Raw genomic sequence first — 25,407 nt, forward strand, 5'->3', positions numbered from 1 at the left:
AATGACTGAACAGCAAAAACAAAAATTGATTGCGGGTTTTGGATTTGTAGATTTTGACAATAACTATAAAACAGAATCGCCACCGATTAACGGGCAACCAATGGAGGAACACGAATTTTCAGAGGGAAGCCAAGAAGTGTTGCGAACGTACCAAGAGCGCAAAACCCAAAAAATAGAAGTAACCAAAGAGGAATTTAAAAATTTCGTTCAGAGCGACTGGATGAATTATATAGATAAACATTTTAAACAACACCAATACAATGACAATAGACATACAATGTAAGATTATCGAAATAGGAGCAACAACACCCACAACAGTCGAGGGCGTGAACAAAAGAACAATAGTAATTGCAACCGATGAGGTTTACCCAACCCAGTTACCTATCGACTTTCTTAAAGATAAATGCGAGTTGCTGGAGCGTTTTGCCGTGGGGGATTTTGTAACGATTGGCGCAAACATCAAAGGAGGTAAAAAAGGTATTTCAAGATATGTAAACCTCAACGGTTGGAAAATATTTAAAACAAAGTAATGTTTTGGACAAAACTTGGACAAAACTGGACAAATTCGGATAATCTATTTTGCCAAATATTGGCAATAAATGGCAATATTAAAACCTTTACAAATGGGAATAAATGGGACAAAATGGAACAAATGGAAATACTTACACAATCCCAATAGATACCAACTTTAGCACGGTTTAATAAATAGGGGATTTTGCAAAAACTTGCAAAAACTTACACAAATTTAGAAAATTTATTTTGCGACAAATTGCGACAAATTGCGACAAAAAAACTGCTATTTACTGAAAGTCTATTTGGACAAATTTGGACAGACTTGGACAAATTCAAAGTATAGCTTTTGGAAAAATCTGGAATATTTCGGACAATTTTAAGAAGTTGTTTTGTCTTAATTTGTCCAAATTTGTCCACTATTTAAGGAAATCTATTTGAGGAAAAAGTAACAATTATTGTTTTATTGAAAAATTTAATAAATCTTTTGGTTCAATCTCTAAAGCGTTAGCAATCTTTATTAGAGTACGAACAGTTGTATTTATTTTTGCTCTCTCTATTCTAGCAATTTGAGATTTAGGAATATTACAGTCATTTGCTAAATCTTGTTGAGATAGGTTTTTCTTTTCACGTAACTGCCTAACGTGAACCCCAAGATTTATAATAAAAGTTTCTTCTGAAATATCCATATTTCAAAAGTCACAAGATTTAATTTTTAGTTGAACGCATAAATGCCTATGATTTATTATATTTGAAAAAATTAACTAAAGAAAGAATGAAAAAAATTACTGTACTCCTTTTGCTTTTTGGGGGATTAATAAATGCTCAAGAATCCAAATTTACTTTTGATAATAAAAAAGGCTTGACTGATTTTATTGTTGTTCCTGTAGAAAGTGCAACAGCTTCAGCACTGTATAAAAAATCTGTAGATTGGATAAAAGTTACTTATTCAGACCCTAGTAAAGCTATACTAAGTACAATTGAAAATGAATATATTAGATTTATGGCTTTAGGAGATTACATTTGTTTTGATGAATCAAACCCAAAAGCAGTTAATTTGGATTGTTATAATGTAAAATATGAAATTGAAATATCTTTCAAAGATGGAAAATACAAATTTGATATTATATCATTACAACGATTTGAAACACCGAGCCAATATATTACAGGCGGTTGGAAAAATGTTCTTGTTTTCACAACAGGGATAACTGAAGAAGAATTGTCTAAAATACTATTTAAAAAAGACGGTACTCTAAAAAAACAATATATAACAGTATCAAAATCAGCGGACTATTTCAATAGTATAAATGAATCTTTATTAAAATATATTACATCTAGCAATAAAGAAAAAAAAGATTGGTAAACGAATATCTATTTATATTATAAAAGGTTGTCTAGAATTTCCTTTTTTGTATTTCCAAATATAAATCAATATCCTCATGAAAATATTTAAATGGTTTTTTGCTAAGGAGAAAGAAGGAAACAAAGATGTTAAAAGTCAAGATAATAATCTCGAGATTACAAAATACGAAATTGAACCTGAAGCAATATGCCCATATTGTCAAGTTAGTTTGAAGAAATTTCCAATTAGAAAGACTAAATGTTCTAATTGCAGAGAAAATATTTATATTTTGAAATTTAACAACTATAAAGAGAAAAAACTTATTACGGAAAATGAGAAACTAAATTACGATGCTGAGCAAAAAAGAATAAATTTTAGAAGTAGATGGTTGACTGATTTAAAAAGATTTGGAATAAAAGAGCAAGATTTTTATGCAAGAAAAGAACAGTTTTTAAAAAAATCTGGAATACAAAATAATGACAATGATGTTATTTGGTCGTTCTTTAATGAGTTACTGTTTAAAAATCATAATAATTTCAATCAATTACAGATGCTATATTATTCGATGGCTTTGTTTGTGCATGAAGAAGGGAAAGATAATTTTTATTTATTAAAAGAATGTGCGAAAGCTTCATTAAATAGAATGGAGTTAGAAAGTGACTTAGTTCTTATGGTAGAAGTTGTTGCGTGTTCAAACTCTTGTGACATTTGTAAAAAATCAAATGGTTTAAAAATGACTATTGCGGATGCTTTTAAAACAATGCCGATTCCATGTAAAGAATGCAATAATTCAATTGGTTTTTGTAGATGCTTTTATACTGCAATACCAATGAGAGATGAAGATGGATTGCTAATATTTAAGAAATGAGTCTTTTTAATATCATTAAAAGTGGGTATTGTGATAGTCTTATAAATACTGTTTCTTTATGAGAACACTAAAAGTTACTTACAATAAGGAAAACCGTAAAGTATTGTTGAATTTATAGGTTATCATTACTGGATTAATTATTTAAACAAATGAGAAATGAAAAAAATATTAACTCTATTAACATTATCGGTTGTTTTGTTTTCGTGTAAGAATTCAGATAACAAAAATCAATCTAATGAAATTGTAAAAACTGAAACTAAAATTGACTCCAGTAAAATTATGAAACAAGAAGCTATAAGACTGCTAAATGAAGCAGATGGTTGGGTAAAAAAAGGAGTGCTGAAAGAAATAGCCACTTCAAAAGTTAATGAGAATATTAATCCGTTAATGAAGAAATTTGAAGTAATACTTTCTAAGTTGGATAAAAAAGATTCGTTAGCCGTGCAAGAATATAGAATTAAGCAGATTAATAAAATGATTGATTTACAAATGCAACAATAAAGAAATGAAAAATATAATATTAATAATCTTATTTTATATTTTATTAACTTCATGCACAAAGGATGAAGTTCAAGAAGAACCAATTCCAAAAGCTATTTGCTATAGAATAACATCTGTGGGTGTAGATTCGAGAGGTAATTTTATTACAATAGAAATAAACTCACATATTGAGAGATATAAAGTTCAAAATTATATGGACTATTATCAAAAGCGTCAAATTTGTGATTTAGCAAATCTAACAAAAGAACCAATGTAGAGAATATAAAATTGAAGATAAACAAGAAGTATTGACTATAGTAATAAAGAAAGGCGAACCATAATGGAACGCCTTTTATTTTTAAGATAATTTAGCATTCGCTTTATGACAACCGCTACAAGTATAATTATTAGCTATGAATAATATTTATTATATTTGTTTTATCTATAATAGACAATAATAGACCAATGGCAATAGGAGTAAAAACAGGTGGACGTACTAAAGGAACAGTAAACAAAACAACAGCCGAACTAAGGGAGAAATTTTCTTTGTTGTTGGATAATAATTTTGATAAACTCCAAAGCGATATTGATTTACTTGAGCCTAAAGACAGGATTAAAACTATTTTAGAACTTGCAAAATTTGTTGTTCCTACACTACGAGCGATAGAATTAAGTACAGAAAATGAAAATGGGATAAATCCAGTAGTTATAAATTTAGGTAACGGCATAAGTCCCGAAGAAATACGGTATATTCAAGCTGAATTAGAAGCAAAGTATTAAGTTGATAGAGAATATTACTAGTAAACAACTTGAATAATCAAAGTTTTTTTCAAGTTCAGTTAACTGATTTAAACTAATTAACAGCATTTTTAAAAGTTCGTGGGTATCTGTTCGCGTGTATAAAGTTCTTTTTATATCGTCCGTTTCGTCCGATTCTATTTGAAAAAGTTTGATTAATCAATTCTAATTTCAAGTTTATAACTTCTTCCAACCATAGGGTAACATTAGGGTTTTATGTAGTTCCAAAATATTATCGCATAAAAAAACGGTAGTTGTTCAAGCTACCGTTTTACGTTGTTCAAACGTTGGTTTATAATTGGCATCGTAAACCGTTACAAATGTATTATTTTTTTAACTGTTTTTGAAAATGTTTGGCAATGGTTTGGCAACTCTTAAAACTAAAAAATGCAACTATCTAAAAATAAGAAAGTTGCATTTAAAAAGTGCGGATAATAGGACTCGAACCTACACGCCTTGCGGCACCAGATCCTAAGTCTGGCATGTCTACCAATTTCACCATATCCGCGTAATTGTGGGTGCAAAGATAAACATAAGTTCGACTCTACAAAGAAAAATTTGAAAAAATGTTTGTTCAATTTTTTGTACTTTTGAAATTATAAAAAAATAAATCAATGGAAAACATAAAATCGTACGTTCAACAACATAAAGATCGTTTTATAAACGAATTAATTGAATTATTAAAAATCCCATCTGTTAGTGCAGATACTGCTTATTGCCAAGATGTTATCGACACTGCCGATGCGGTAAAATCCAGCTTAGAAAAAGCAGGATGCGATAATGTTGAAATTTGCGAAACCGCAGGTTACCCTATTGTTTATGGTGAAAAAATAATTGACCCAAGCTTACCAACTGTGCTTGTTTACGGTCATTATGACGTGCAACCACCAGACCCTATCGAATTATGGACCTCTCCTCCATTCGAACCAGTGATTAAAAAAACCGATATCCATCCTGAAGGAGCCATTTTCGCTCGTGGTGCTTGCGATGATAAAGGGCAAATGTATATGCATGTTAAAGCGTTCGAATACATGATACAAAGCAACACATTGCCTTGTAATGTTAAGTTCATGATTGAAGGTGAAGAAGAAGTAGGAAGTGTCAACTTGAAAACCTTCGTTGAAAATAATGTGGAGAAATTAAAAAACGACGTGATTTTAATTTCAGATACGGGAATGATTTCTAATCAGCAACCCTCGATTACCACTGGTCTTCGTGGATTAAGCTATGTCGAAGTTGAAGTTACAGGACCTAATCGCGACTTACATTCTGGATTATATGGTGGAGCTGTGGCAAACCCAATCAATATTTTGGCTAAAATGATTGCTTCGCTTCACGATGAAAACAATCATATCACCATTCCTGGTTTTTATGATAATGTAGAGGAATTGTCATTGGAGGAAAGAGCCGAAATGGCCAAAGCACCTTTCAATTTAGAAAACTATAAAAAAGCATTAGACTTAAATGACGTTTATGGGGAAAAAGGCTATGTAACTAACGAAAGAAACTCCATTCGTCCTACACTTGACGTGAACGGAATTTGGGGCGGATATACTGGCGAAGGTGCAAAAACGGTTATTGCAAGCCAAGCTTTTGCTAAAATATCAATGCGTTTAGTTCCCAATCAAGACTGGGAAAACATCACTGAATTATTCACTAAACACTTCATGAGTATTGCTCCTGCAGGCGTTACTGTAAAAGTAAAACCACATCATGGCGGTCAAGGTTATGTAACACCTATTGACAGCATTGGTTACAAAGCGGCAAACATGGCTTATACGGAAACTTTTGGAGTTCCAGCAATTCCTGTTCGTTCTGGAGGAAGTATTCCTATTGTGGCCTTATTCGAAAAAGAACTAAATAGCAAAACGATATTAATGGGATTTGGTCTGGACAGCGACGCTATTCACTCTCCAAACGAACATTTTGGAATATTCAATTACCTAAAAGGAATCGAAACTATTCCTTTGTTTTACAAATATTTTGTGGAATTATCTAAATAAACCACTTTGTTATCTTGAACTTGTTTCAGTATCTAAATCCGTTTATTCTTCATTGAATGAACGGATTTTTATTTTAACGTTCTCTTGTTGCAGAAAATACAGTTCAAAATTCATATTTAAACTAGCAACGTCAGGCTTTCCGCTACAAATGAAATTCACTGAATACCAAAATTAAAGTATAATCATAATGAAGTAATCTTTTTATGCTACGTTCCTCGGCATAAAAAGGATTTTCACTTCAAACGAAGTGCTCTAAAGTTCAATGAATAGAGGATACTCATGAAGTAATCCACTTCTTAGTATTCTGCTCAAATGAACATCTAGAATTACAAACTACTTTTTCTTTTCACTCCAAAAAAAATCCCCAACCTAGGTTGAGGATAATAAAATTATCTTTCTAATTTTTCTAATTTCTTTTGAGCCTTCACAATATCTGCCTCAAGCTCTTTTACCTTAAGCTGCTGCTTGGTAACTTTCACAGTTTCTTTCTGTATATCAACCTCTGAAAGCTTACCTCTAGAAATTGATTTATCTAATTTAGTTTGCATTTTATCCAATTGCTTTTCCGCTTTGTCAAGTTTACTATTTAATTTATCAATAGACTTATCGGCTTTTGCAATTTGCTTTTCTTGCTTTTCAGCTTTTTTAGCGGCTTTATCTCTAGCTTTCTGAGCTTTATTTCTAGCTTTCTCCTCCTTATCTTTTGCTTTCTCTGCTTTTTTACGACTTTTTTCAGCTTTATCTTGTTCCTTTTGGGCTTTCTTCCTGTCGTTTTCTGCAGCTTTCAATGCCTTCTCTGCTTCAGCCTTCTCTTTAAGGGCATCTTTTTCAACGATTTTTTGATTAGATATAGCAATTGGAAATATACTCGTGGAGTCTTTCATAATTGGTTTTACTTCTTGAGCAAATCCTAACTGAATCGCAAAAAATGCAACTGAGACTAGTAATAATTTAGTTTTCATAATATAATTTTTTAGTAAATTCTCGAAACAAAATTAGCATAAATTATGCCATTTACAGCAGTTTTTACTATTATTATCAAGACACAAATTACTCTTGTGAACCAATATGAATTGGTAAATATTAAAAAAAATCAATTATGCATTCCCATTCTGAACCTGATGGTTTAATAAACAAGTATACTTAGCAATTTTTACTTCAAAACGTATGAGAAATAGTTTATGCAATCAATAACATATTAAATAGTTTAAACAATAGTGGAGATTTTCGAAATAGTAATCGTAACAGACTAACTATCACATTAAATACAAAAATATTTGGCAGTTTAAAAAATTACTCTACATTTGTAGAGCAATGTTTAATTTTGTAGAAATGAAATTCAAGAACATAATAAAAATAGTAGCGCTGCTCATTTTCATAAGCTTATCTAGCTGCAAAATCAATCAAACTAGAAATGCACTTAAACAAGGAAAATGGATTGAAACAAAACAATTTATGAATACTCATTCGAGTTCAGAAGGAAGATATAAAAAAAGTGAAAAAGTAGGGAGGTGGAACTACTCTATCAACGACAGAATTGTAAGCCAGGAAAACTACAAGAAAAATAGTTGCCACATTATAAAATACCACAACACTGGAAAAGTACAGCAAATAGGTTATTCTAAAAAAACAACCGTTGGAACAAAAACAGAATGGCTTCCTTCAGGAAAATGGATTTTTTATGATTCTGAAGGTGTTCTCCTTGGAACAAAAATTTACGAAAACGGAATACCAATACAAGAAATTTACGAGAAATAAAAAATAAAAAAATGCCACAACTCACTAACGCCGAAGAACAATTGATGGAACATCTCTGGAAACTTGAAAAAGCCTTTATGAAAGATTTACTTGAAGCCTATCCAGAACCGAAACCTAAAACGACAACAGTCGCTACCTTACTAAAAAGGATGATTGACAAGGATTTTGTGGCCTATACGGAATATGGAAATTCAAGGGAATATTACCCGCTAGTCTTAAAGACAGTATATTTCTCTAAGCATGTCAACGGATTGATAAAGAATTTCTTTAACGATTCCGCATCACAATTTGCTTCTTTCTTTACCACAGAAACTAATTTGTCAGAGAAAGAATTACAAGAACTCAAAAAAATAGTAGATCGTGCCATCCAAAACAAGAAAAAATGATAGACTTTCTAATCAAATCAAGCATATCATTATTCGTGCTACTTGTAATATACCACTTAGCGCTAGAAAATGAAAAAATGCACCAGTTCAATAGGTTTTACTTATTATTTGCAATAGCTTTTTCACTGACAATCCCACTTGTCACTATTGAAGTTATTCAAGAGTTAGCAACTGCTGTTACAACGCAAGCTACAGTTGCACCAGAGGAAGCAACTACGAGGATTATTAAAGATTCCGTTGATTATTGGACGTACTCAATCTATACATTTTATATTTTAATCACTTCGATATTACTTATTCGCTTTATTACCAACATTTTAAAATTGCGTTCTAAAGCAAAATCAACGACAAGAATTGACTATAAAGAAGCTCAATTAGTTTTAGTAAAAGAAAAAACGCTTCCGTACACTTTTTTGAATACTATTTTCATCAATGAAATGGATTATCATAATAGGAAAATTGAGGATGAATTATATACCCACGAATTAATTCATGTTACCCAAAAACATACGTTAGACATACTATTTATTGAGACTTTGAAAGTTTTATTTTGGTTTAACCCCGTTTTTATTTTTTACAAGAAAGCAATACAACTCAATCATGAATTTCTAGCTGATGAGAAAGTCGTGCAATCCTATAACAACGTTCCGTTTTACCAAAATTTGTTACTAGCAAAGGCAAACGCGAACCCAACCTATTACTTGGCCAGTAATTTAAACTATTCTGTAACTAAAAAAAGATTAATTATGATGACAAAAACTACATCGGTAACAAGAGCCGTATTAAAAAAATCAATGCTAATTCCTGTAGTAACTGCCTTATTGTTTTTATTGTGTACGAAAGTCGTTGCACAAGAAACCAATGTAAAAAAAGAAATTACTCCCGCGAAACCCGGAAATTTAATTAAAACGTATTACGATAAAACTACTTTTAAAATCAAAGATGAAAAAGGAAAGGTTGCCAGCGAAAAAAAATACAATGAACTAACTCCTATAGAAAAGAGAGCTATACCTTCTATCCTTCCCAAGAAAAAAGAATTGCCTACAAACGAGGAACTTCTAGGAATTCTAAGTAAAGGAGCTCCTGAAGTAATTGAAATTGATGCGTACGATTCTAAAAATCAGTTTGTCCAAAAAGGAGAAAATGAAGTCTATAATACTGCTGGAATAACCGAAAAACCAGATTTTCCGGGAGGAATTATGGAATTTTACAAATTTGTTGGCAATAATTTTAAAATTCCAGAACAACCTAACTTAAAAGGAAAAGTATACATCACATTTATAGTAGAAAAAGATGGAAGTTTAAGCGACATAAAAAACATACGAGACATTGGTTTTGGAACCGGTGAAGAAGCCATACGTGTTTTGAAAATATGCCCTAAATGGATCCCCGGAAAAATGAACGGTGTCCCTGTTAGAGTAATGTATAGCTTACCAATAACTATTCAATCTGGAAAGGCATAATTGTAAAAAAATAAATCCGCTTCAAAAGAAGCGGATTTAACAAACAAAAAAAAATAAAAAAAATACTAGTTGAATACTTTATCCGGATTGTATCCTAAATAAGGCATTTCTTGCTCCTTAAAAACAACTCCATACTCCTCAAGTTCTTTCAGAATAGGCAAATACACTTCTTTCAGAATAGGAAGTTGCACTCCTGGAGTTGTAATCTTACCATTAAGGATTAGTAAAGTTGCCATCGCAACTGGCAAACCAACCGTTTTAGCCATTGCAGTATATGTTTGGTCCTCGCCTATACAAACCATTTTAGAATCGATCTGCTTCTTTTCGCCATTATCTTCGTAACCAAATTTGTGATACATCACAATCATATCTTTATCATCAGGCTGCAACGTCCAACTATCACTTAATATTTTTTCAAGCATTTGCGCAGGTGTAGCATTTTTCAAGCCTACAATTTTATTGCGATTGAATAAGTCCAATTCTAATAGTTTGTCCCACATGATATCATCTTGGTCAATTTTTAAAATCAAACGCGTTTTAATTTCTACTGAATCCGTGGGATGATAAGGTAAAAAAGAATTTACAAATTCTCTATAACTCATATTTTCAGAATCTTCCATAAGATAACTATCATCCGTCATACCTAGTTGAACAAACATATTCCACGCTTTAGAAAATCCTACTTTCCGAATCGTACCTCTATATAAAGTAAGTACATCATCTAAACCATAAACAGAACGGTATTTTAAAGAGTCTCTATTGGAATACCCTTCAAATCTACCGTATCCCTCCACATCCAAAAATTCAGTCCTACGAAATAAATTACAATACGGAATATATTTATAAGTACCTTCTTGAATAAATTTGGCAGCGCCACCTTGCCCAGCTAAAACGACATTACGAGGCGCCCAAGTAAATTTGTAATTCCAAAGATTAGTATCTGATTCGGGAGCGACAAGTCCACCACAAAAAGATTCAAAAAGCAACATTTTGCCTCCCTTATCTTTTATTTCATCAATTACTTTCATGGCGCTCATATGATCAATCCCTGGATCAAGCCCAATTTCATTCATGAAAATAAGATTATTCTCTTTGGCAGCAGCATCTAATTCTTGCATAGCATCACTAACATAGGAAGCGGTAACCAAATGCTTTTTATAAACAATGCAATCTCTAGCTACCTCAATGTGCAAATGAGCAGGCAACATTGAAACAACAATATCAGCCATTTGAATCGCTTTTCGCCTCTGATTTTCATCAAAAATATCCAGTCCAATTGGTGTGGCATTGGGATGATTATTGGTTTTCTTTTGAGCTAATGCTAATGATAAATCACCTATTACAAGATGCAAGTTCTCTTTTTCTGATTTGTCCAAAAGATATTGGATCAATGATGAAGCTGATCTTCCTGCCCCAATGATAAGGATTGTTCTCATTTTTTGTTATTTATAACACAAACATACAAAAATGTTGTATTTATAACAATAAACAACAAAAAAACTTTTAAATTCTATATTTTGAGCTAAAAGCTCCAAAAATGAATAACTTGACTAAAAGTTAGTGTTAACTATCTACTAATATGTTTTAATTTAACTACAATAAAAGATAAATTTGCAAGGAACAAAATAGATAAAATGGACAAGAAAATAATTACTACAGCAGCTGTTTTTGGAATGATCGCAATAATATTAGGTGCTTTTGGCGCACATGCTCTAAAAAATGTATTATCAATAGACCAACTCGTCACTTTTGAAACAGGTGTCAAATATCAAATGTATCATGCACTGTTTTTACTGTTCATTGGAACAATAACGGATCTCACGCAAAAAAAGAAGAAACAAATTTATTACTTGACTCTTTCTGGTGTTGTTCTATTCTCAGGATCTATCTATTTACTGGCAACAAATCATCTTACTCCTTTTGATTTTAAAACAATTGGTTTTGTAACTCCTATAGGCGGACTCCTATTAATTATAGCTTGGGGAGCATTATTTTTGAATTATTTTAACAAAAAATCACAAAACTAAGATAATCACAACATATATAAAATATAAGTTATAATTTTACACTAGATAAATTAAACTACACAATACCTAATTTTATGAATAATAACACACCGTTTACGCAATCGATTTCGCTAGAAGATATGGGAATTGAAAACGCAAAGATTCATTACCAATTATCAGCCGACGAATTACACGAAAGAACTATTGCTCTTGGTCAAGGAGTTGAGGTCAATAACGGCGCATTAGCAATTAATACTGGTGCATATACTGGACGTTCTCCAGAAGATCGATTTATTGTAAAAGATAGCATTACGGAAAACAAAGTTTGGTGGGGAAAAGTAAACATTCCTTTTGAACCTGAAGCATTTGATGCTTTATATAAAAAAGTGACCGCTTATTTATCAAATAAAGAAGTTTATGTTAGAGACTCGTACGTATGTGCAGATCCTAACTATAGACTAAATGTTCGTGTGGTTACAGAGACTCCTTGGGCAAATTTATTTTGCTACAACATGTTTTTAAGACCTGAATCAAATCAACTTGAAAACTTTGCAGCTGATTGGACTTTGCTATGTGTTCCAAGCTTTATGGCAGATCCTACAGTTGATGGAACACGTCAAAGTAATTTTGCAATTATAAATTTTACAAAAAAAGTAGCGCTTATTGGCGGAACAGGATACACTGGAGAAATGAAAAAAGGAATTTTTTCGGCCTTAAACTTCATTCTTCCTGTTGACAAAAATACCTTACCAATGCACTGTAGTGCAAACGTTGGAAAAAAAGGAGATACCGCTATTTTCTTTGGTTTATCAGGAACTGGAAAAACCACGCTTTCTGCAGATCCAGATAGAAAATTAATTGGAGACGACGAACACGGTTGGACCAATGAAAATACCGTTTTTAATTTTGAAGGAGGCTGCTACGCAAAAGTGATAAATCTTTCTGAAGAAAACGAGCCAGATATTTTTAGAGCCATAAAAAAAGGCGCTATTTTAGAGAATGTCATCATCAACAAAGAAAGAAACAAAGTTGATTATGAAGATGTTTCTATAACTCAAAACACTCGTGTAAGTTATCCTATTTATCATATTGATAATATTCAACCTGGTTCAATAGGAAACAATCCTAAAAATATATTTTTCCTAACGGCTGATTCATTTGGTATATTACCTCCAATTGCAAAACTAACTCCTGGACAAGCTGCTTACCACTTTATTTCTGGATATACTGCAAAAGTAGCCGGAACTGAAGCTGGTGTAACAGAGCCACAACCTAATTTCTCTGCTTGTTTTGGAGCGCCATTCATGCCTTTACACCCTACAAAATATGCTGAAATGTTAAGCAAAAAAATGAAGGATGCTAATGTAAAAGTTTGGTTAATCAATACTGGATGGACAGGTGGTCCTTACGGAATAGGGAACAGAATGAAATTAAAATATACTCGTGCCATGATTACCGCCGCGCTAAACGGCGAATTAGATGATGTAGAGTTTGTAAATCACAAAGTATTTGGAATTGCAATTCCGCAAACATGTCCTAATGTACCTAGTGAGATATTAAATCCAAGAAACACTTGGGAGGATCAAGATTTATACGATTTAAAATCAGTTGAATTAGGTCAAAAATTTAAAGCAAACTTTGCTAAATTTGAAGAATTTGCGAATCAAGAAATTATGGCTGGTGCTCCTGTAGCTTAATTTTGAAGATAAATTTAAAAAATCATTACTAGATATAATTAACCACATTATTAATTAAAAAACCGAAAAGCCGTTCTTTATGAACGGCTTTTTTGGCTCACAGAAAGGAGCTAATTAAAAACATATCAATTATTTATACCATTATTTACAATTTGGCGTTAAATTTGTCCCCATCAATTAATCGAAAAACAAATCAATCATGTTAAAACAATTTTTTATTCTTTGTTCTGGAGCAGATAAAGATATTCTCGAAGGCTGCTCTGAAGGCGAACAAACCAAATACGTAGGTATTGGCGCTACGGTTTTCTTCACTGCTGTTATGGCATTTATTGCAAGTGCTTACGCCTTATTCACTGTTTTTGACAGTGCTTATCCTGCAATACTATTTGGATTAGTTTGGAGTTTACTCATTTTCAATCTAGATCGTTTTATTGTTTCTACTATTCGAAAAAGAGACAAATTTGGAAGTGAATTTCTACAAGCAACTCCTCGAGTTATTTTAGCGGTTATTATTGCAATCGTCATTTCAAAACCATTAGAAATTAAAATCTTTGAAAAGGAAATAAACACTGTCTTATTGAAAGAGAAAAATGCCATGGCTTTGAATAATAAAAAGGAAGTAGCCAACTATTTCAAAAGTGATTTAGACAAAAACAAAGCTGAAATTGACAGCCTTAAATCGGATATTACTAAAAAAGAGAAAGAGGTAAATACCTTATACGAAACCTATATCACCGAAGCAGAAGGAACTGCTGGAACTAAAAAACTAGGCAAAGGTCCAGTTTTTAAAGAAAAAATAGCTAAACATAATTTGGCTTTCGCCCAATTGGACACCCTTAAAAAAACAAATTTGGCTAAAATTGCCGAAAAAGAGAGCAAAACAAAAACACTTCAAGCCGATTTAGACAAAAAAATAACAGAAACCCAACCAATTATAGATGGTTTTGACGGATTAATGGCACGAATAAACGCTTTAGACAAATTGCCTTGGTTACCGTCATTCTTTATCATGCTGTTATTTTTAGCAATCGAAACTTCTCCAATTATAGCCAAGCTATTATCGCCAAAAGGAGAATATGACTTTAAACTCGAAGATCTAGAAACAGCTTTAAAAGCTACATTAGACCAAAACAAATACCAACGCACTTTACTAGTAAAAACGAGTGCTGCAATGCACGATAAAGTGTATGAAGATATTAAAGAAGACAAAAATTTATATGATCTTCAACGCAAAAAAGCCACTGAATTACTAGAACTGCAAACTCATAATTTTGTAGAAAAACAGAAAAGAACTTTATAGTATTTCTGTTGAAAAACTAAAAGTCAAAAGGTAGTAAGTTACCTTTTGACTTTAAAACTTATTACATAAAACTTAAAATTTCTTTTTTGAAAGCGTCATACTCTCCTTGCATGATTAATCCGTTGTCTAGAAGTTTTTTATAATTTTGCAATTTCTCGAAAAGTTCGTCTTGTGACAAACCGCTTAATCCATGCTCTTTTGTTGTTTGAATTTCAGAATGAAAATCCTCCTTTTCCATATTGAAAACAGGCGGGGAAACCGGCATTATTTCAGCAAAATGAGTCACTTCTTCAGCCTCAACTTCTTCAACAACTTCCACTTCCTCAAAAGAGTCGATAACTTCTTGTTCAACAATTGCATCCGCTACAACAGGACCATTTTTTAAGATGTCTAATTGTTCTTTAGCATAAGTAAATATCTTCCTAGCTTGAATTTTTGGGATATAATCTATGGAAACTGTCATATCCGTTTTAGTTGAAAATGAAAACTCTGATCCTAATATATTTTCTTTTACAAAAGTGGCTTCAATTTGATCCCAAGTATAATCTGTAAAATCCATTGAAAGCCCTAGATTTTTAGGTTGACAAATAATAATTCGTTTATTTGTCATTACAATACCATCTGGTAAAACGGTAATTGCCGGCTTTTTTTGAACTGCAATATATCCGATTTCCTCATTTTTCATCAATAAATCACTCAATTTTGAGGCTATCTTTTCAATAGCTTTAGGATCTTGCTCTTCGTTTAAAAACTTTTTAAATTGTTCCTTCATGTTTATGCTGAATTATTTCAGTTTCTATTTATTGTTTATGTTAAGCTGCATCACAAAAGTAATACCTAATTTTATAATTCGTGAATTTCACTTTGCAATTTCTTTGTTAAACTTTTGAAAACCAAATCGTAGGAATGATCAATTAATTCTTTGACAATAACATCTGCAACTCCTTTATTAATATTTATTGTATTCCAATGAACTTTACTCATGTGAAATCCCGGCCTTATATCATCAAATTGAGCTCGTAGTTCAGCAGCGCGATCTGGTTCACATTTCAAATTGACAGAGGGCTCTTGAATTTCCCATTTTTTTAATGAAGAAAGCGCAAAGAGCTTTCCGCCAACCTTGAAAACTAAAGTATCGTCATCGAAAGGAAAATGCTCTGTCACTCCTTTTTTCAAAAGGCAATAATCGTAATAACTTTCTAGATTCATGTGATGATTTTTTCCATTAATTTTTCTGGATTTGCCAATTCATTAAAACCAAATTTTCGATATAAAAAATGTGCGTCTTTAGTTGCCAATCTCCAAATTTTAATATTCTGAAGCTGAGGTTCCTTCATCATATTGTCAATTAAAATAGACGAGTAACACTTGCCACGATGTTCTTCAGCGATAAAAACATCCATCAAATAAGCAAAAACAACGTAATCAGTAATTACCCTAGCAAAACCTATTTGTTTATCGTCAAGATAAATTCCAAAGCAAAACGAGTGATCAATAGAAGTTTGAACCTCTTCGATTGTTCGTCCTGCAGCCCAATAAATATCCTTTAAGAATTGTTGAATAAACGGAACATCTAATTTATTTTTATCGGTTGATACAGTTATTACATTCATTTTTAAATATTTAAAAAAGCATATAAAACTGGCTTACTCGGACTCGCATCATTCTCAAATGAAGCGATTTGTAAATTCAGTAAATAACTTCCATCTTTAATTTCATCAGCAACAAAAATCATTTCAGTAATTGTTGCTTCTAATCTGGCATCTGAATTGAGGTTATTAACATTCTTCACGTTCCAAAAAGCCTTGTGCGCCAATAATTTGCCCTCATCTTTCTCTTTATCTATACTAGGCAAATCGATTAGTAAATGTTTAATGTTACTTTCACAAATAAAACGTGCCGCTTCCTCACTGAGATAAGGTGGATTTGTATTAGAATAATTTAAAGATTTTTTGACTTTAAAATTAGGTAAAGTCCTAATTAATAAAGCTTCCGGAGTTTTTCCTTGCAAACTGTTTTCAATTTGGTTTTTTGTTATCACCCAATCTTCTCGATGTTTTTCTGGTTCGATTGTAACTAACTCCGCTAGAAAAAAGAATTGTTTCAAGGATCGATTGATACTATAAAATTCTCTCGTAATATGGCCTAAACATTCCGTGTGTGTTCCGTGACCATGTGGGTTAAAGGAAATAGTATTAAAATTTGTAGAAGCTCCTTTCTGAACACTTCCAATCCAATCGCCAAAAACAACCGGTTCTATCTCTGGTTTTTCAATATACCAGGCAATAGGATTTTCCTCTGTATTTGTCAGAGGAATCGAAACATCAAGAGGTTTTGATAAGTCGACTTCTAAATTATTGATTCTTGCTATCATAGTTTTATTTAACCGCAAAGAGCGCAAAGATTAAACTAAGACCACAAAGCCTTGTGAGCACTGCGCTTCCTTTGTGAGCTTAGTGGTTATACTATTCCAAATTTAAGTAAAATAAGTCCGACGCAATCCCGTCAGTCAAAAACTTTCCTTTTTTAGTTGGTTTTAAAATGTCAACTTCAATAAAAAGCAAATCATCATCAAGATACTTTTTAGTTTGCTTATTTAGATAATTCAAATATTCAACACCAAATTCTTTTTCAACTCGATCAAAAGAAACACCCCAAATCGTTCTCAAACCCGTCATAATATATTCATTATAACGATCAGTTACAGATAAAATTTCGGATTCATTTGGCAATTTATCTTCTTGAATGGATTTGAGATAAATTGGGTTATTAGCTACGTTCCAACTTCTGGCAATTCCATTATAGCTATGTGCCGAAGGCCCGATACCAATGTATTTCTTACCCAACCAATAGGCCGAGTTATTCTTAGAGAAATAATTCTCTTTCGCAAAATTAGACAATTCATAATGTACAAATCCTTTCGATTCTAGAGTTTCGACCAAAATAGCAAAATGTTCTTGCGCCGCTTCATCATTAGGTGCAGTAATTTTTCCGGTCTGAATCAGTTTGTTTAAAGCCGTTTTGGGTTCCACCGTCAGAGCATAACTAGAAATGTGCGGAATCCCGAAATACAAGGCCATTTCAATATTTTGTTTCCATTTTTCATTCCTCATTCCAGGAATAGCATAAATCAAATCGAGTGAAATATTCTCGAAATATTGAGTAGCAAATTCAAGACATCTTTTGGCTTCCGCCGAATTATGTGCACGGTTCATCATTTTCAAATCATCTTCATAGAAAGACTGAATTCCGATGCTTAATCGGTTAATTTTACTTTTTGACAATTCCAATATTCGTTCTTCTGACAAATCATCTGGATTAGCTTCTAAAGTAATTTCAGGCTTTTCGACAACCTTATAATTCTGATAAACGGCATCAATCAAGAAATTGATTTCAGCAGAAGTCAGAACACTTGGCGTTCCACCACCAAAATAAATGGTTTCAATGGTTTCTTCAGATGACTCGTCTTTTCTCAAATGAATTTCTTTGGCCAAAGCCAAAACCATCTCTTCCTTCCTCTTCATAGAAGTCGAAAAATGAAAGTCGCAATAATGACAAGCTTGCTTACAAAAAGGAATATGAATATAGATTCCGGACATTTTTAAATTAGATAATTTGGGAATTAGAAGACTAGATAATTGATAAAATTTATAATTATCGCATTACTTTTTAACACGAGACTCGTTATTCTTCACAAAAGCATCCCAACCCGTATAGCTCTTTTCTCCAACCACTTTTCCAGAATTGAAAAAATGACAAACAGCAGCTGCTAATCCATCAGTTGAATCGAGATTTTTAGGTAATTCCTTGAGACCTAAAAGCTGTTGAAGCATTTTAGCTACTTGCTCTTTACTAGCATTTCCATTTCCAGTAATAGCCATTTTTATTTTCTTAGGTTCGTATTCCGTAATAGGAATGTCTCTTGAAAGTCCCGCAGCCATAGCCACACCTTGCGCGCGTCCTAATTTGAGCATCGACTGTACATTTTTCCCAAAGAAAGGCGCTTCAATTGCAATTTCGTCCGGATTATGTGTATCGATTAACTCAATAGTACGTTCAAAAATTATTTTTAGTTTTTGGTAATGATTATCATATTTGGAAAGTTGCAGCTCATTTAATTGCAAAAACTCCATTTTTTTATTGACAATTTTTATCAATCCAAAACCCATAATCGTTGTTCCGGGATCAATTCCCAATATGATACGTTCGTTTAACATAATTATTTTTTAACTAAATCAGTAGTGATAAGCTTTTTAGAAATCATCCATTTTTCGCAAGCTAGTGGCCAATTTTGATTGGTTCCATCATCTCCTAAACTAAATCCGTGTCCTCCAGTTTCATAAAGATGCATTTCAGCTGGCACATTATGTCTTTTTAAAGCTAAATAATAAGTAATACTATTTTCTACAACTACTGATTTGTCATCCGTTGCATGAACTAAAAATGTTGTTGGAGTGTTGGAATCTACCTGTTTTTCATTCGAAAACTTAGCAATCAATTCGTTACTTGGTTTTTCACCTAATAAATTTTCTTTAGAAACTTTATGGGTTGTTGTTTCATCCATCGAAATGACAGGATAAATCAAAATAGAAAAATCAGGACGAGAACTTATATTATCATTGGTTTTGTATACCGTATCATTATAGTGCGTTGATAAAGTTGATGCCAAATGACCTCCTGCCGAAAATCCTAAAACTCCTATTTTAGTCGCATCTAGATTCCATTCATCAGCATGTCTACGTACTATTCTCATAGCTTCTTGCGCATCTTGTAATGGACCGACAGTCTTGTCTTCCATGATCATGTCACTTGGCAATCGGTATTTAAGAACAAAAGCTGAAACACCAATTGAGTTAAGCCAAACCGCAACTTTATCCCCTTCCTTTTCATTAGACAAAAGTGCATAGCCACCTCCTGGACATATAATGACAGCTGCGTTTTTAGTGTTTTTATTATCTACTAAGAAAATTTTCAAAGTGGGTTCTGTTACCTTCATTATTCCTGTTCGATTACCCTGCTCATCTACTCTTGACTCCTCCTCATGGTCAATTGCAGGAATTGCACCAGGTATGGTTTCCCATAAAGGAACTGCACGAATTTGAGCAGAAATAGGACTTGCATTTATTAAAACCATAAAAATAAAAAGTATTATAACAGTACTATTCTTTTCTATAAAAAATTAAATTTCAAATTAACTGAAGGTTTTACTTAATTAGCTTCTTTTAAATCTCCAACGATACTATATATTGACAACATCAATTGCTTAAAAATTAATTCTATTATCATTAGTTACCTAAATCAAAAAGTACTTTTTGACCAAAAGTTTTATTTGTGGATAATCGTTTCAAGTTCAAAGTTTTCTTTTCTTTGCACATATGATTTCAATTCCACACAAAACTAAGCAATTCCTTGTTCTTATAATCAAACTTTTGATTGTGGGTGGTGCGTTTTATTTTATTTACAATCAACTGGCAAATAACGACAAACTAGATTGGGATAAGTTTCTTATTTTGTTTCAGAAAAATCAGTCTGTTGCAGGAGTTGGTTTTATTTTGCTACTAAGTGTTTTAAACCGTTTTTTTGAAATTTTAAAATGGCAGAATCTCGTAATTATTATTCATAAAATTTCCAAAGCAGAGGCTACAAGGCAAGTACTTGCGGCCCTAACCGCAGGGTTATTTACACCAAATGGTGTGGGAGAATATGCAGGAAAAGCAATTTTCTATCATAAATCTGAAACAAAACAAATTGTATTTTTAAATTTGATCTGTAATGGAATCCAAATGGTATTAACTGTGTTATTTGGAATTTTTGGCTTGTTGTATTTTAATGGCACCTATAATGTTGTTAACACAAGAACAGTTTTGATTCTTTTTGGAGTCTTATCTTTTACTTTTGCCCTATTATTTTCGGTGAAAAAATTAACTCTCAAAGGCTACTCGATTGAAAAACTAATTCATAAGATAAATGAAATTCCAAAATCGATTCACAGGAAAAACATACTTTTAGCCATTTGTAGGTATATTGTTTTCTCGCATCAGTACTATTTTTTATTTCTTGCTTTTGATGTGGACTTGCCATATTTAACACTTATGTCGGCAATAACCAGTGTTTACTTTCTAGCTTCTTCTTTACCTACATTTCAGTTTTTAGATTTTGCCGTAAAAGGTAGCGTTGCAGTCTACTTCTTTGGTATTTTAGGAGTTAATGAATGGATTGTTATTTTTATTTCGACTTTGATGTGGTTTCTAAATGTTGTTCTACCAGTAATAATTGGTAGTTATTATGTGTTAAATTTTAAAGTCCTCTCCCCAACTCTCTCCAAAGGAGAGTTAGACAAAACTCAATAAAAGTAATATGATTACAATCGTTTTATTTTTGGTGGTTTTGATTTATACAGTGCCTATTGGACTTTTAATTTATGGTTTTACTAAAATAAACACTATTGATTATATTGGCTTAAACCCAAAAACAAAATTTACTATAATTGTTCCTTTTCGCAACGAAAATGAAAATTTACCTTTTTTACTAGACAGTTTATCTAAGTTGAATTATCCTGTAGAATTGTTTAAAGTTCTTTTAGTTGACGATGAATCGGAAGAAAAATTTCAATTATTAGATTTTGATTTCCAAGTGTCAGTAATAACTAACAATAGAAATTCTAATTCACCAAAGAAGGATGCTATTACCACAGCAATGCATTATGTCAATTCAAAATGGGTTATCACGACAGACGCTGACTGTATAGTTCCTGAAAATTGGTTGTTAACCTTAGACAATTACATTCAACTGCATGATGTTTCCATGATTGCTAGTGCAGTTACTTATGATTGTAACAATTCGTTTCTGCATCATTTTCAGCAATTGGATTTAGCCAGTTTGCAAGGTGCAACCATTGGCAGTTTTGGCATAAATAAAGGTTTTATGTGCAACGGTGCTAATTTTGCTTACACTAAATCGCTTTTTACAGCATTAAATGGCTTTGATGGAAATGACAAAATTGCGAGTGGTGATGATGTGTTCTTGCTACAAAAAGGGATTATTAAATTTCCGAAAAATGTTCATTATCTAAAATCGAAAAATACAATTGTTACGACAAAACCATTGAATTGCTGGAAATCTTTGTTTTATCAAAGAGTGCGCTGGGCCTCTAAAACTAGTTCGTACCAAAGTGGTTTTGGTAAAGCATTAGGTTTAATCGTACTTGCTGGAAATTTAGCTGTAATTACTGCCTTTGGATTAAGTCTTATTAGTCTTATTATGTATAAAGATTTGTTTTTCCTCTTCTTATTAAAGTTTATTTTAGACTCTATTTTGATTTACCAATCTAATACGTTTTTATCTCAAAAATCAATTCGCTATCTCGTTTTAAGTAGTTTGTTTTATCCTTTTTTCAGCGTATTTGTAACTTTATATTCATTGATAGGCAAGTACGAATGGAAAGGAAGACAATTTTAGATTTATATTTGGTATGACAATAAATCATTCGCTAGACTAAACTCGTAGCCCTGATGGAAACGGCATCTTTTTGTGCCGGGGTTCGGCACAAAAAATATAGAGGACAGCAGGAAACAGCTCCTAATAACAAGCTACAAAAGATAATTTATCTACTCCGCTTTTATAATTACAGGAAGAATAAATTGTGTTTTTACAGGAACTCCACGTTTAATTGCAGGATTAACTTTTGGAAAATCGACCAAGCGGGCTTTTAAAATACTATCAATTTTGATTCGATCGTAGGCAACTGAATCTTTAGGAAATTGAGGTTCGAAGTGCATAGTAGCATTAGGGAAAATAGTAACTTTGACTTCGATTGTATCCAATTTTGGATACAAGACCGAAAGTGTGTCACTACTTAATTTTTGTTGAATTAATTGCGTTAAAACTGCAAAAAAGCATTGATGACGCTGTTCTTTATTATCAATATTTTCACAATCTGAAACAGAAGGATATTCATCCACCTCTTTCCAGTTGATCCCTTTCAGTTCCTTTTGCAGCAACTCCTTTTCCGAAGGCACTTGCTTTTTGAGATACTGGCAGGAACTAAAAAGAGTAATTAGTAAAAAGAGGTAATAGTGCTTCAAGGTTTTTTATTTTCAAGTGAACTAATATTTTATAAAAATACAATTATTTTTTTTGCGATACTTTAGAAAGCAAATAATCTTCGTAGCTTTCAGCAAACCATTTTTCCTTGCTTTTTTCTGCTATCTCTTTTTCATCCGGATATAAAGAAGCCAATCGATCCGAAAAAATAGCAATTTGAATCGTGTAATTATAGAATTCTTCTTTAGTAAGAACTAAATTTGCGTTTGATTTTTTATCGGAAAACTCAAAAAATAGTGCATCAAACTGTTTCATCGAATAATTCAGTACCTTCTTTTTATTTTTTTCATAAATACGCTCTTTTAACAAAAAATCATTGTCATCTACTTTTATATCTTGTGCTTTTGTAATCGAAAAAGTGAGTACAAAAAACACTATTATGATTTCTTTGATCCTTATCATCACTTTTTATACCTTAGATTTGCGTTTTCAAAATTACTAAAAATAAACTTATGGATTTGATTATACTAATACTTGCTTTTTTATGCATAATAGGTGGTCTGTTAGGTAGTTTTTTACCCGTTTTGCCGGGACCTTCGATTAGTTGGGTTGGCTTAGCCTTACTTTATTTTACTAAAGCTGTTCCAGCTAACTATTGGATACTTGGAATTGCTTTATTAATCACACTCATCATCTCAGTTTTAGATTATATAATTCCTGCTAAAGGCACAAAAAAATTTGGAGGCAGCTCGTATGGGATTTGGGGAACAAACATTGGATTAGTAATCGGGATTTTCGCCCCTGTTCCTTTTGGATTCCTAATTGGTCCATTTGTGGGTGCATTAGTTGGTGAACTTATCTACGATTATAAAGATCACAACAGAGCGCTAAAAGCTGCTGCAGGATCATTTGTGGGGTTTTTAGCGTCAAGCTTTATTAAATTTGTAATTTGTGTGATGTATTTCGGACTGTTTGTATGGATCGTATGGCAATATAAAAGTGAGCTGTTTTCCACATAAACAAATCAATTAACAACAGATAACTTGTAAATTATGAGGTGATTTTATTTAATCGAAATCGGTCAAGACATTCTCGTTTTTAAGGACGTTATGCCAAAAAATAACACATTTACACTATTACAACAAATAATTTTCACGATTTAAAGAATAAAAGTGCAAGTAAGTGTGTATGCCATTTTGACTCGCAATACAGATTTATACCTAATCTATCTACTACAATCAGGAATATGCTTCCTTCCTTAAATGTCTTGAAATAATGGCATTCTAATTTTACTGTATAAGTACCTTTTTAGAAACAATACCGTCTGAGGTATTTAAGGATCAATACATATTGTTGTGGGGAAATATTAAAATCTAGATATTTGTATTGCTAAATTACATACCAATGCAAGACTCTTTTATCGAGATCCTTAAATTATTGTTACCAGAAATAATAGTAGACTACTTTGAACTTACGTCCTATAAAAAAGGAGACGAGATAATTCATTTGTATCTAAAGGAGATCAATTCAATTCCTGAAGAATACCGAGGATCTAAATTGAGTTCAAAAGGATTCTTTGAAGAGATAACGGTTCAAGATTTTCCTATTCGTGGACATCAGGTATATCTTCATATCACTCGAAGAAGATGGCTTAACGAAGATACTGGCAAAGTAGTCTTTAGAGATTGGAATTTAGTAGCAGACGGAACTCGTGTAACACAGGAGTTTGCGTCTTTTTTAAAAGAGATCAATAGATTCCAGTCCAAATGATTGTAATGCTATCGCTTCTTTTTATGGAGTTAAGGGGAGAAATTTGTTGTCTCAATACAAAGACTACTTAAGTGACTTTAAAACTTGGGATCAACTAGGACATGCTAAAAAATGGCTTCTTTTCCCTAAGAACATTCGAAAGTATTTATCTATAGATGAAACATCTCTCTCTAACGGAGAGCTCTATACAATTCTGACCAGTAAATCTGCTAAAGGAAAGAAAGGAACCATTGTAGCCATGGTTGCAGGAACTAAAGCAGAAACAGTAATATCAATTATTGAAAAAATCCCTCTTAAACAAAGAAACCTAGTCAAAGAAATTACTTTGGATATGGCCGGTAATATGGGCTTAATTGCTCGAAAATGTTTTCCTAATGCAACTCGTGTGGTTGATCGTTTCCATGTGCAGAAGCTGGCTACAGAAGCACTCCAGGAAATCAGGATCAAATATCGTTGGGAAGCCATAGATCAAGAAAATGACGCAATAGAACGAGCAAGGAAGTCAAAAGTAAATTTCGAATCTAAAACACTCTCTAATGGCGATACTCTTAAACAATTACTGGCAAGGAGTCGTTATTTCTTGTATAAAAACAAATCTAAATGGACACCAAACCAAATAGAACGTGCTGGCTTACTATTTGAATTATATCCTGATATTCAAAAAGGATATAACCTAACTCAAGAGCTTCGTGGCATCTTTGAGCACACAACGGATAAAATTATTGCTTTTGCGAAATTAGCCAAATGGCATGAAAAAGTAAATCAATCTGGGTTTAAGTCTTTCGGTACAATCTCCCGTACCATTATGACTCACTATCAAACAATATTGAACTACTTTGACAATAGAAGTACTAATGCTTCAGCAGAATCTTTCAATGCAAAAATAAAAGCATTTAGATCACGATTCAGAGGTGTTAGGAATGTAGAATTTTTCCTTTTTCGACTAACGAATATATATGCTTAATTTTTGCTGCTCCACAGGT

Annotated in this window: 31 protein-coding genes and 1 tRNA gene; 19 read left to right on the top strand and 13 right to left on the bottom strand. The window is 32.3% G+C overall.

Features of this window, described 5'->3' with window-relative positions; genetic code table 11:
* Position 1: 1 nt before the first annotated feature.
* Together LNP27_RS02600 and LNP27_RS02605 are read left to right on the top strand one after the other, a co-directional pair.
* On the top strand, positions 2-283 hold the full coding sequence (locus LNP27_RS02600; protein ID WP_229942965.1) for a hypothetical protein: 282 nt from the start codon (positions 2-4) through the stop codon (positions 281-283).
* Positions 261-530, top strand: coding sequence for a DUF3127 domain-containing protein (locus tag LNP27_RS02605; protein WP_229942966.1), 270 nt, complete (start codon positions 261-263; stop codon positions 528-530). Before LNP27_RS02600 ends, LNP27_RS02605 begins: the two co-directional genes overlap by 23 nt.
* Positions 531-965: 435 nt before the next feature.
* Here the strand turns inward: LNP27_RS02605 and LNP27_RS02610 are convergent, their stop codons facing one another.
* Complete coding sequence (locus LNP27_RS02610) at positions 966-1,199, bottom strand: helix-turn-helix domain-containing protein (protein WP_229942967.1); 234 nt, start codon at positions 1,197-1,199, stop codon at positions 966-968.
* 86 nt (positions 1,200-1,285) lie between these two features.
* Between LNP27_RS02610 and LNP27_RS02615 the strand changes: the two genes are divergently transcribed.
* The 5 genes from LNP27_RS02615 (at position 1,286) to LNP27_RS02635 (ending at position 3,980) form a co-directional block, all read left to right on the top strand.
* Entirely contained in the window at positions 1,286-1,873 is a 588-nt protein-coding gene (locus LNP27_RS02615) for a DUF4468 domain-containing protein (protein ID WP_229942968.1), read from the top strand.
* Between the two features lie 76 nt (positions 1,874-1,949).
* Positions 1,950-2,720 (top strand): hypothetical protein, encoded by a 771-nt coding sequence (locus LNP27_RS02620; protein ID WP_229942969.1) that lies wholly within the window; start codon positions 1,950-1,952, stop codon positions 2,718-2,720.
* A 156-nt stretch (positions 2,721-2,876) separates the two neighbouring features.
* The gene (locus LNP27_RS02625) at positions 2,877-3,221 is read left to right on the top strand and encodes a hypothetical protein (RefSeq protein WP_229942970.1); all 345 of its coding nucleotides are present in this window, start codon (positions 2,877-2,879) and stop codon (positions 3,219-3,221) included.
* Between the two features lie 4 nt (positions 3,222-3,225).
* A complete protein-coding gene (locus tag LNP27_RS02630) occupies positions 3,226-3,477 on the top strand; it encodes a hypothetical protein (protein WP_229942971.1) in 252 nt (83 codons plus the stop codon).
* A gap of 188 nt (positions 3,478-3,665) precedes the next feature.
* Positions 3,666-3,980: a hypothetical protein gene (locus LNP27_RS02635; protein ID WP_229942972.1), complete on the top strand. Its 315-nt coding sequence runs from the start codon at positions 3,666-3,668 to the stop codon at positions 3,978-3,980.
* A 444-nt stretch (positions 3,981-4,424) separates the two neighbouring features.
* Here the strand turns inward: LNP27_RS02635 and LNP27_RS02640 are convergent.
* Positions 4,425-4,506, bottom strand: a tRNA-Leu gene (locus LNP27_RS02640).
* A 106-nt stretch (positions 4,507-4,612) separates the two neighbouring features.
* Between LNP27_RS02640 and LNP27_RS02645 the strand changes: the two genes are divergently transcribed.
* Entirely contained in the window at positions 4,613-6,001 is a 1,389-nt protein-coding gene (locus tag LNP27_RS02645) for a dipeptidase (protein WP_229942973.1), read from the top strand.
* A gap of 389 nt (positions 6,002-6,390) precedes the next feature.
* Here the strand turns inward: LNP27_RS02645 and LNP27_RS02650 are convergent, their stop codons facing one another.
* A complete protein-coding gene (locus LNP27_RS02650) occupies positions 6,391-6,963 on the bottom strand; it encodes a hypothetical protein (RefSeq protein WP_229942974.1) in 573 nt (190 codons plus the stop codon).
* Between the two features lie 370 nt (positions 6,964-7,333).
* Here LNP27_RS02650 and LNP27_RS02655 point away from each other — a divergent pair, with 370 nt between their 5' ends.
* The 3 genes from LNP27_RS02655 to LNP27_RS02665 are packed head-to-tail and all read left to right on the top strand — an operon-like array spanning position 7,334 to position 9,608.
* Positions 7,334-7,759, top strand: a complete 426-nt coding sequence (locus LNP27_RS02655; protein ID WP_229942975.1) for a toxin-antitoxin system YwqK family antitoxin — start codon at positions 7,334-7,336, stop codon at positions 7,757-7,759.
* A gap of 11 nt (positions 7,760-7,770) precedes the next feature.
* Positions 7,771-8,145 carry a BlaI/MecI/CopY family transcriptional regulator gene (locus LNP27_RS02660; RefSeq protein ID WP_229942976.1) on the top strand — a complete coding sequence of 125 codons (375 nt, stop codon included), beginning with the start codon at positions 7,771-7,773 and terminating at the stop codon, positions 8,143-8,145.
* A complete protein-coding gene (locus LNP27_RS02665) occupies positions 8,142-9,608 on the top strand; it encodes a M56 family metallopeptidase (protein WP_229942977.1) in 1,467 nt (488 codons plus the stop codon). Before LNP27_RS02660 ends, LNP27_RS02665 begins: the two co-directional genes overlap by 4 nt.
* A gap of 65 nt (positions 9,609-9,673) precedes the next feature.
* On the opposite strand, the gene LNP27_RS02670 is transcribed toward LNP27_RS02665, so the two are convergent.
* A complete protein-coding gene (locus LNP27_RS02670) occupies positions 9,674-11,044 on the bottom strand; it encodes a saccharopine dehydrogenase family protein (RefSeq protein ID WP_229942978.1) in 1,371 nt (456 codons plus the stop codon).
* A gap of 198 nt (positions 11,045-11,242) precedes the next feature.
* Between LNP27_RS02670 and LNP27_RS02675 the strand changes: the two genes are divergently transcribed.
* The 3 genes from LNP27_RS02675 (at position 11,243) to LNP27_RS02685 (ending at position 14,611) form a co-directional block, all read left to right on the top strand.
* Complete coding sequence (locus LNP27_RS02675) at positions 11,243-11,635, top strand: DUF423 domain-containing protein (protein WP_229942979.1); 393 nt, start codon at positions 11,243-11,245, stop codon at positions 11,633-11,635.
* Positions 11,636-11,709: 74 nt separating this feature from the next.
* The gene (pckA, locus tag LNP27_RS02680; RefSeq protein WP_229942980.1) at positions 11,710-13,311 is read left to right on the top strand and encodes a phosphoenolpyruvate carboxykinase (ATP); all 1,602 of its coding nucleotides are present in this window, start codon (positions 11,710-11,712) and stop codon (positions 13,309-13,311) included.
* A 199-nt stretch (positions 13,312-13,510) separates the two neighbouring features.
* Positions 13,511-14,611, top strand: coding sequence for a DUF4407 domain-containing protein (locus LNP27_RS02685; RefSeq protein WP_229942981.1), 1,101 nt, complete (start codon positions 13,511-13,513; stop codon positions 14,609-14,611).
* A gap of 61 nt (positions 14,612-14,672) precedes the next feature.
* Here the strand turns inward: LNP27_RS02685 and LNP27_RS02690 are convergent, their stop codons facing one another.
* From LNP27_RS02690 to LNP27_RS02720, 7 genes are all read right to left on the bottom strand, one after another.
* On the bottom strand, positions 14,673-15,383 hold the full coding sequence (locus LNP27_RS02690; protein WP_229942982.1) for a PH domain-containing protein: 711 nt from the start codon (positions 15,381-15,383) through the stop codon (positions 14,673-14,675).
* A gap of 71 nt (positions 15,384-15,454) precedes the next feature.
* The gene (locus LNP27_RS02695; protein WP_229942983.1) at positions 15,455-15,820 is read right to left on the bottom strand and encodes an MmcQ/YjbR family DNA-binding protein; all 366 of its coding nucleotides are present in this window, start codon (positions 15,818-15,820) and stop codon (positions 15,455-15,457) included.
* On the bottom strand, positions 15,817-16,224 hold the full coding sequence (locus LNP27_RS02700) for a GNAT family N-acetyltransferase (protein ID WP_229942984.1): 408 nt from the start codon (positions 16,222-16,224) through the stop codon (positions 15,817-15,819). The genes LNP27_RS02695 and LNP27_RS02700 overlap by 4 nt, the downstream gene beginning before the upstream one ends.
* Before the next feature lie 2 nt (positions 16,225-16,226).
* Positions 16,227-16,985 carry a cyclase family protein gene (locus tag LNP27_RS02705; protein ID WP_229942985.1) on the bottom strand — a complete coding sequence of 253 codons (759 nt, stop codon included), beginning with the start codon at positions 16,983-16,985 and terminating at the stop codon, positions 16,227-16,229.
* 91 nt (positions 16,986-17,076) lie between these two features.
* On the bottom strand, positions 17,077-18,210 hold the full coding sequence (gene hemW, locus LNP27_RS02710; RefSeq protein WP_229942986.1) for a radical SAM family heme chaperone HemW: 1,134 nt from the start codon (positions 18,208-18,210) through the stop codon (positions 17,077-17,079).
* 63 nt (positions 18,211-18,273) lie between these two features.
* Complete coding sequence (gene ruvC / locus LNP27_RS02715) at positions 18,274-18,828, bottom strand: crossover junction endodeoxyribonuclease RuvC (protein WP_229942987.1); 555 nt, start codon at positions 18,826-18,828, stop codon at positions 18,274-18,276.
* A 2-nt stretch (positions 18,829-18,830) separates the two neighbouring features.
* Positions 18,831-19,745, bottom strand: coding sequence for an alpha/beta hydrolase (locus LNP27_RS02720; RefSeq protein WP_229942988.1), 915 nt, complete (start codon positions 19,743-19,745; stop codon positions 18,831-18,833).
* A gap of 241 nt (positions 19,746-19,986) precedes the next feature.
* Between LNP27_RS02720 and LNP27_RS02725 the strand changes: the two genes are divergently transcribed.
* Both LNP27_RS02725 and LNP27_RS02730 read left to right on the top strand, forming a co-directional pair.
* The gene (locus LNP27_RS02725; protein ID WP_229942989.1) at positions 19,987-20,961 is read left to right on the top strand and encodes a hypothetical protein; all 975 of its coding nucleotides are present in this window, start codon (positions 19,987-19,989) and stop codon (positions 20,959-20,961) included.
* A 7-nt stretch (positions 20,962-20,968) separates the two neighbouring features.
* On the top strand, positions 20,969-22,069 hold the full coding sequence (locus tag LNP27_RS02730; RefSeq protein ID WP_346432393.1) for a glycosyltransferase family 2 protein: 1,101 nt from the start codon (positions 20,969-20,971) through the stop codon (positions 22,067-22,069).
* Between the two features lie 149 nt (positions 22,070-22,218).
* Here LNP27_RS02730 and LNP27_RS02735 read toward each other — a convergent pair whose 3' ends face one another.
* Both LNP27_RS02735 and LNP27_RS02740 read right to left on the bottom strand, forming a co-directional pair.
* Entirely contained in the window at positions 22,219-22,695 is a 477-nt protein-coding gene (locus tag LNP27_RS02735; protein ID WP_229942990.1) for a hypothetical protein, read from the bottom strand.
* 43 nt (positions 22,696-22,738) lie between these two features.
* Positions 22,739-23,116 carry a hypothetical protein gene (locus LNP27_RS02740; protein ID WP_229942991.1) on the bottom strand — a complete coding sequence of 126 codons (378 nt, stop codon included), beginning with the start codon at positions 23,114-23,116 and terminating at the stop codon, positions 22,739-22,741.
* 50 nt (positions 23,117-23,166) lie between these two features.
* Between LNP27_RS02740 and LNP27_RS02745 the strand changes: the two genes are divergently transcribed.
* From LNP27_RS02745 to LNP27_RS02755, 3 genes are all read left to right on the top strand, one after another.
* Positions 23,167-23,673: a DUF456 domain-containing protein gene (locus tag LNP27_RS02745; RefSeq protein WP_229942992.1), complete on the top strand. Its 507-nt coding sequence runs from the start codon at positions 23,167-23,169 to the stop codon at positions 23,671-23,673.
* 385 nt (positions 23,674-24,058) lie between these two features.
* Positions 24,059-24,424, top strand: a complete 366-nt coding sequence (locus LNP27_RS02750) for an ISAon1 family transposase N-terminal region protein (RefSeq protein WP_229942993.1) — start codon at positions 24,059-24,061, stop codon at positions 24,422-24,424.
* Positions 24,425-24,434: 10 nt separating this feature from the next.
* Complete coding sequence (locus tag LNP27_RS02755; RefSeq protein WP_428979014.1) at positions 24,435-25,388, top strand: ISAon1 family transposase; 954 nt, start codon at positions 24,435-24,437, stop codon at positions 25,386-25,388.
* Positions 25,389-25,407: the final 19 nt, after the last annotated feature.

The sequence above is a fragment of the Flavobacterium galactosidilyticum genome (assembly GCF_020911945.1).
Lineage (GTDB): Bacteria > Bacteroidota > Bacteroidia > Flavobacteriales > Flavobacteriaceae > Flavobacterium > Flavobacterium galactosidilyticum.

What these genes read in the sequence shown, in the direction of transcription:
- LNP27_RS02615 (WP_229942968.1), top strand. Translation starts at nt 1,286, where the DNA reads ATGAAAAAAATTACTGTACTCCTTTTGCTTTTTGGGGGATTAATAAAT.
- hemW (WP_229942986.1), bottom strand. Translation starts at nt 18,210, where the DNA reads ATGTCCGGAATCTATATTCATATTCCTTTTTGTAAGCAAGCTTGTCAT.
- LNP27_RS02695 (WP_229942983.1), bottom strand. Translation starts at nt 15,820, where the DNA reads ATGAATCTAGAAAGTTATTACGATTATTGCCTTTTGAAAAAAGGAGTG.
- LNP27_RS02655 (WP_229942975.1), top strand. Translation starts at nt 7,334, where the DNA reads ATGAAATTCAAGAACATAATAAAAATAGTAGCGCTGCTCATTTTCATA.
- LNP27_RS02630 (WP_229942971.1), top strand. Translation starts at nt 3,226, where the DNA reads ATGAAAAATATAATATTAATAATCTTATTTTATATTTTATTAACTTCA.
- LNP27_RS02650 (WP_229942974.1), bottom strand. Translation starts at nt 6,963, where the DNA reads ATGAAAACTAAATTATTACTAGTCTCAGTTGCATTTTTTGCGATTCAG.
- LNP27_RS02645 (WP_229942973.1), top strand. Translation starts at nt 4,613, where the DNA reads ATGGAAAACATAAAATCGTACGTTCAACAACATAAAGATCGTTTTATA.
- LNP27_RS02605 (WP_229942966.1), top strand. Translation starts at nt 261, where the DNA reads ATGACAATAGACATACAATGTAAGATTATCGAAATAGGAGCAACAACA.
- LNP27_RS02660 (WP_229942976.1), top strand. Translation starts at nt 7,771, where the DNA reads ATGCCACAACTCACTAACGCCGAAGAACAATTGATGGAACATCTCTGG.
- LNP27_RS02740 (WP_229942991.1), bottom strand. Translation starts at nt 23,116, where the DNA reads ATGATAAGGATCAAAGAAATCATAATAGTGTTTTTTGTACTCACTTTT.
- ruvC (WP_229942987.1), bottom strand. Translation starts at nt 18,828, where the DNA reads ATGTTAAACGAACGTATCATATTGGGAATTGATCCCGGAACAACGATT.
- LNP27_RS02700 (WP_229942984.1), bottom strand. Translation starts at nt 16,224, where the DNA reads ATGAATGTAATAACTGTATCAACCGATAAAAATAAATTAGATGTTCCG.
- LNP27_RS02610 (WP_229942967.1), bottom strand. Translation starts at nt 1,199, where the DNA reads ATGGATATTTCAGAAGAAACTTTTATTATAAATCTTGGGGTTCACGTT.
- LNP27_RS02670 (WP_229942978.1), bottom strand. Translation starts at nt 11,044, where the DNA reads ATGAGAACAATCCTTATCATTGGGGCAGGAAGATCAGCTTCATCATTG.
- LNP27_RS02745 (WP_229942992.1), top strand. Translation starts at nt 23,167, where the DNA reads ATGGATTTGATTATACTAATACTTGCTTTTTTATGCATAATAGGTGGT.
- LNP27_RS02620 (WP_229942969.1), top strand. Translation starts at nt 1,950, where the DNA reads ATGAAAATATTTAAATGGTTTTTTGCTAAGGAGAAAGAAGGAAACAAA.
- pckA (WP_229942980.1), top strand. Translation starts at nt 11,710, where the DNA reads ATGAATAATAACACACCGTTTACGCAATCGATTTCGCTAGAAGATATG.
- LNP27_RS02725 (WP_229942989.1), top strand. Translation starts at nt 19,987, where the DNA reads ATGATTTCAATTCCACACAAAACTAAGCAATTCCTTGTTCTTATAATC.
- LNP27_RS02675 (WP_229942979.1), top strand. Translation starts at nt 11,243, where the DNA reads ATGGACAAGAAAATAATTACTACAGCAGCTGTTTTTGGAATGATCGCA.
- LNP27_RS02665 (WP_229942977.1), top strand. Translation starts at nt 8,142, where the DNA reads ATGATAGACTTTCTAATCAAATCAAGCATATCATTATTCGTGCTACTT.
- LNP27_RS02600 (WP_229942965.1), top strand. Translation starts at nt 2, where the DNA reads ATGACTGAACAGCAAAAACAAAAATTGATTGCGGGTTTTGGATTTGTA.
- LNP27_RS02625 (WP_229942970.1), top strand. Translation starts at nt 2,877, where the DNA reads ATGAAAAAAATATTAACTCTATTAACATTATCGGTTGTTTTGTTTTCG.
- LNP27_RS02635 (WP_229942972.1), top strand. Translation starts at nt 3,666, where the DNA reads ATGGCAATAGGAGTAAAAACAGGTGGACGTACTAAAGGAACAGTAAAC.
- LNP27_RS02720 (WP_229942988.1), bottom strand. Translation starts at nt 19,745, where the DNA reads ATGGTTTTAATAAATGCAAGTCCTATTTCTGCTCAAATTCGTGCAGTT.
- LNP27_RS02690 (WP_229942982.1), bottom strand. Translation starts at nt 15,383, where the DNA reads ATGAAGGAACAATTTAAAAAGTTTTTAAACGAAGAGCAAGATCCTAAA.
- LNP27_RS02685 (WP_229942981.1), top strand. Translation starts at nt 13,511, where the DNA reads ATGTTAAAACAATTTTTTATTCTTTGTTCTGGAGCAGATAAAGATATT.
- LNP27_RS02705 (WP_229942985.1), bottom strand. Translation starts at nt 16,985, where the DNA reads ATGATAGCAAGAATCAATAATTTAGAAGTCGACTTATCAAAACCTCTT.
- LNP27_RS02750 (WP_229942993.1), top strand. Translation starts at nt 24,059, where the DNA reads ATGCAAGACTCTTTTATCGAGATCCTTAAATTATTGTTACCAGAAATA.
- LNP27_RS02730 (WP_346432393.1), top strand. Translation starts at nt 20,969, where the DNA reads ATGATTACAATCGTTTTATTTTTGGTGGTTTTGATTTATACAGTGCCT.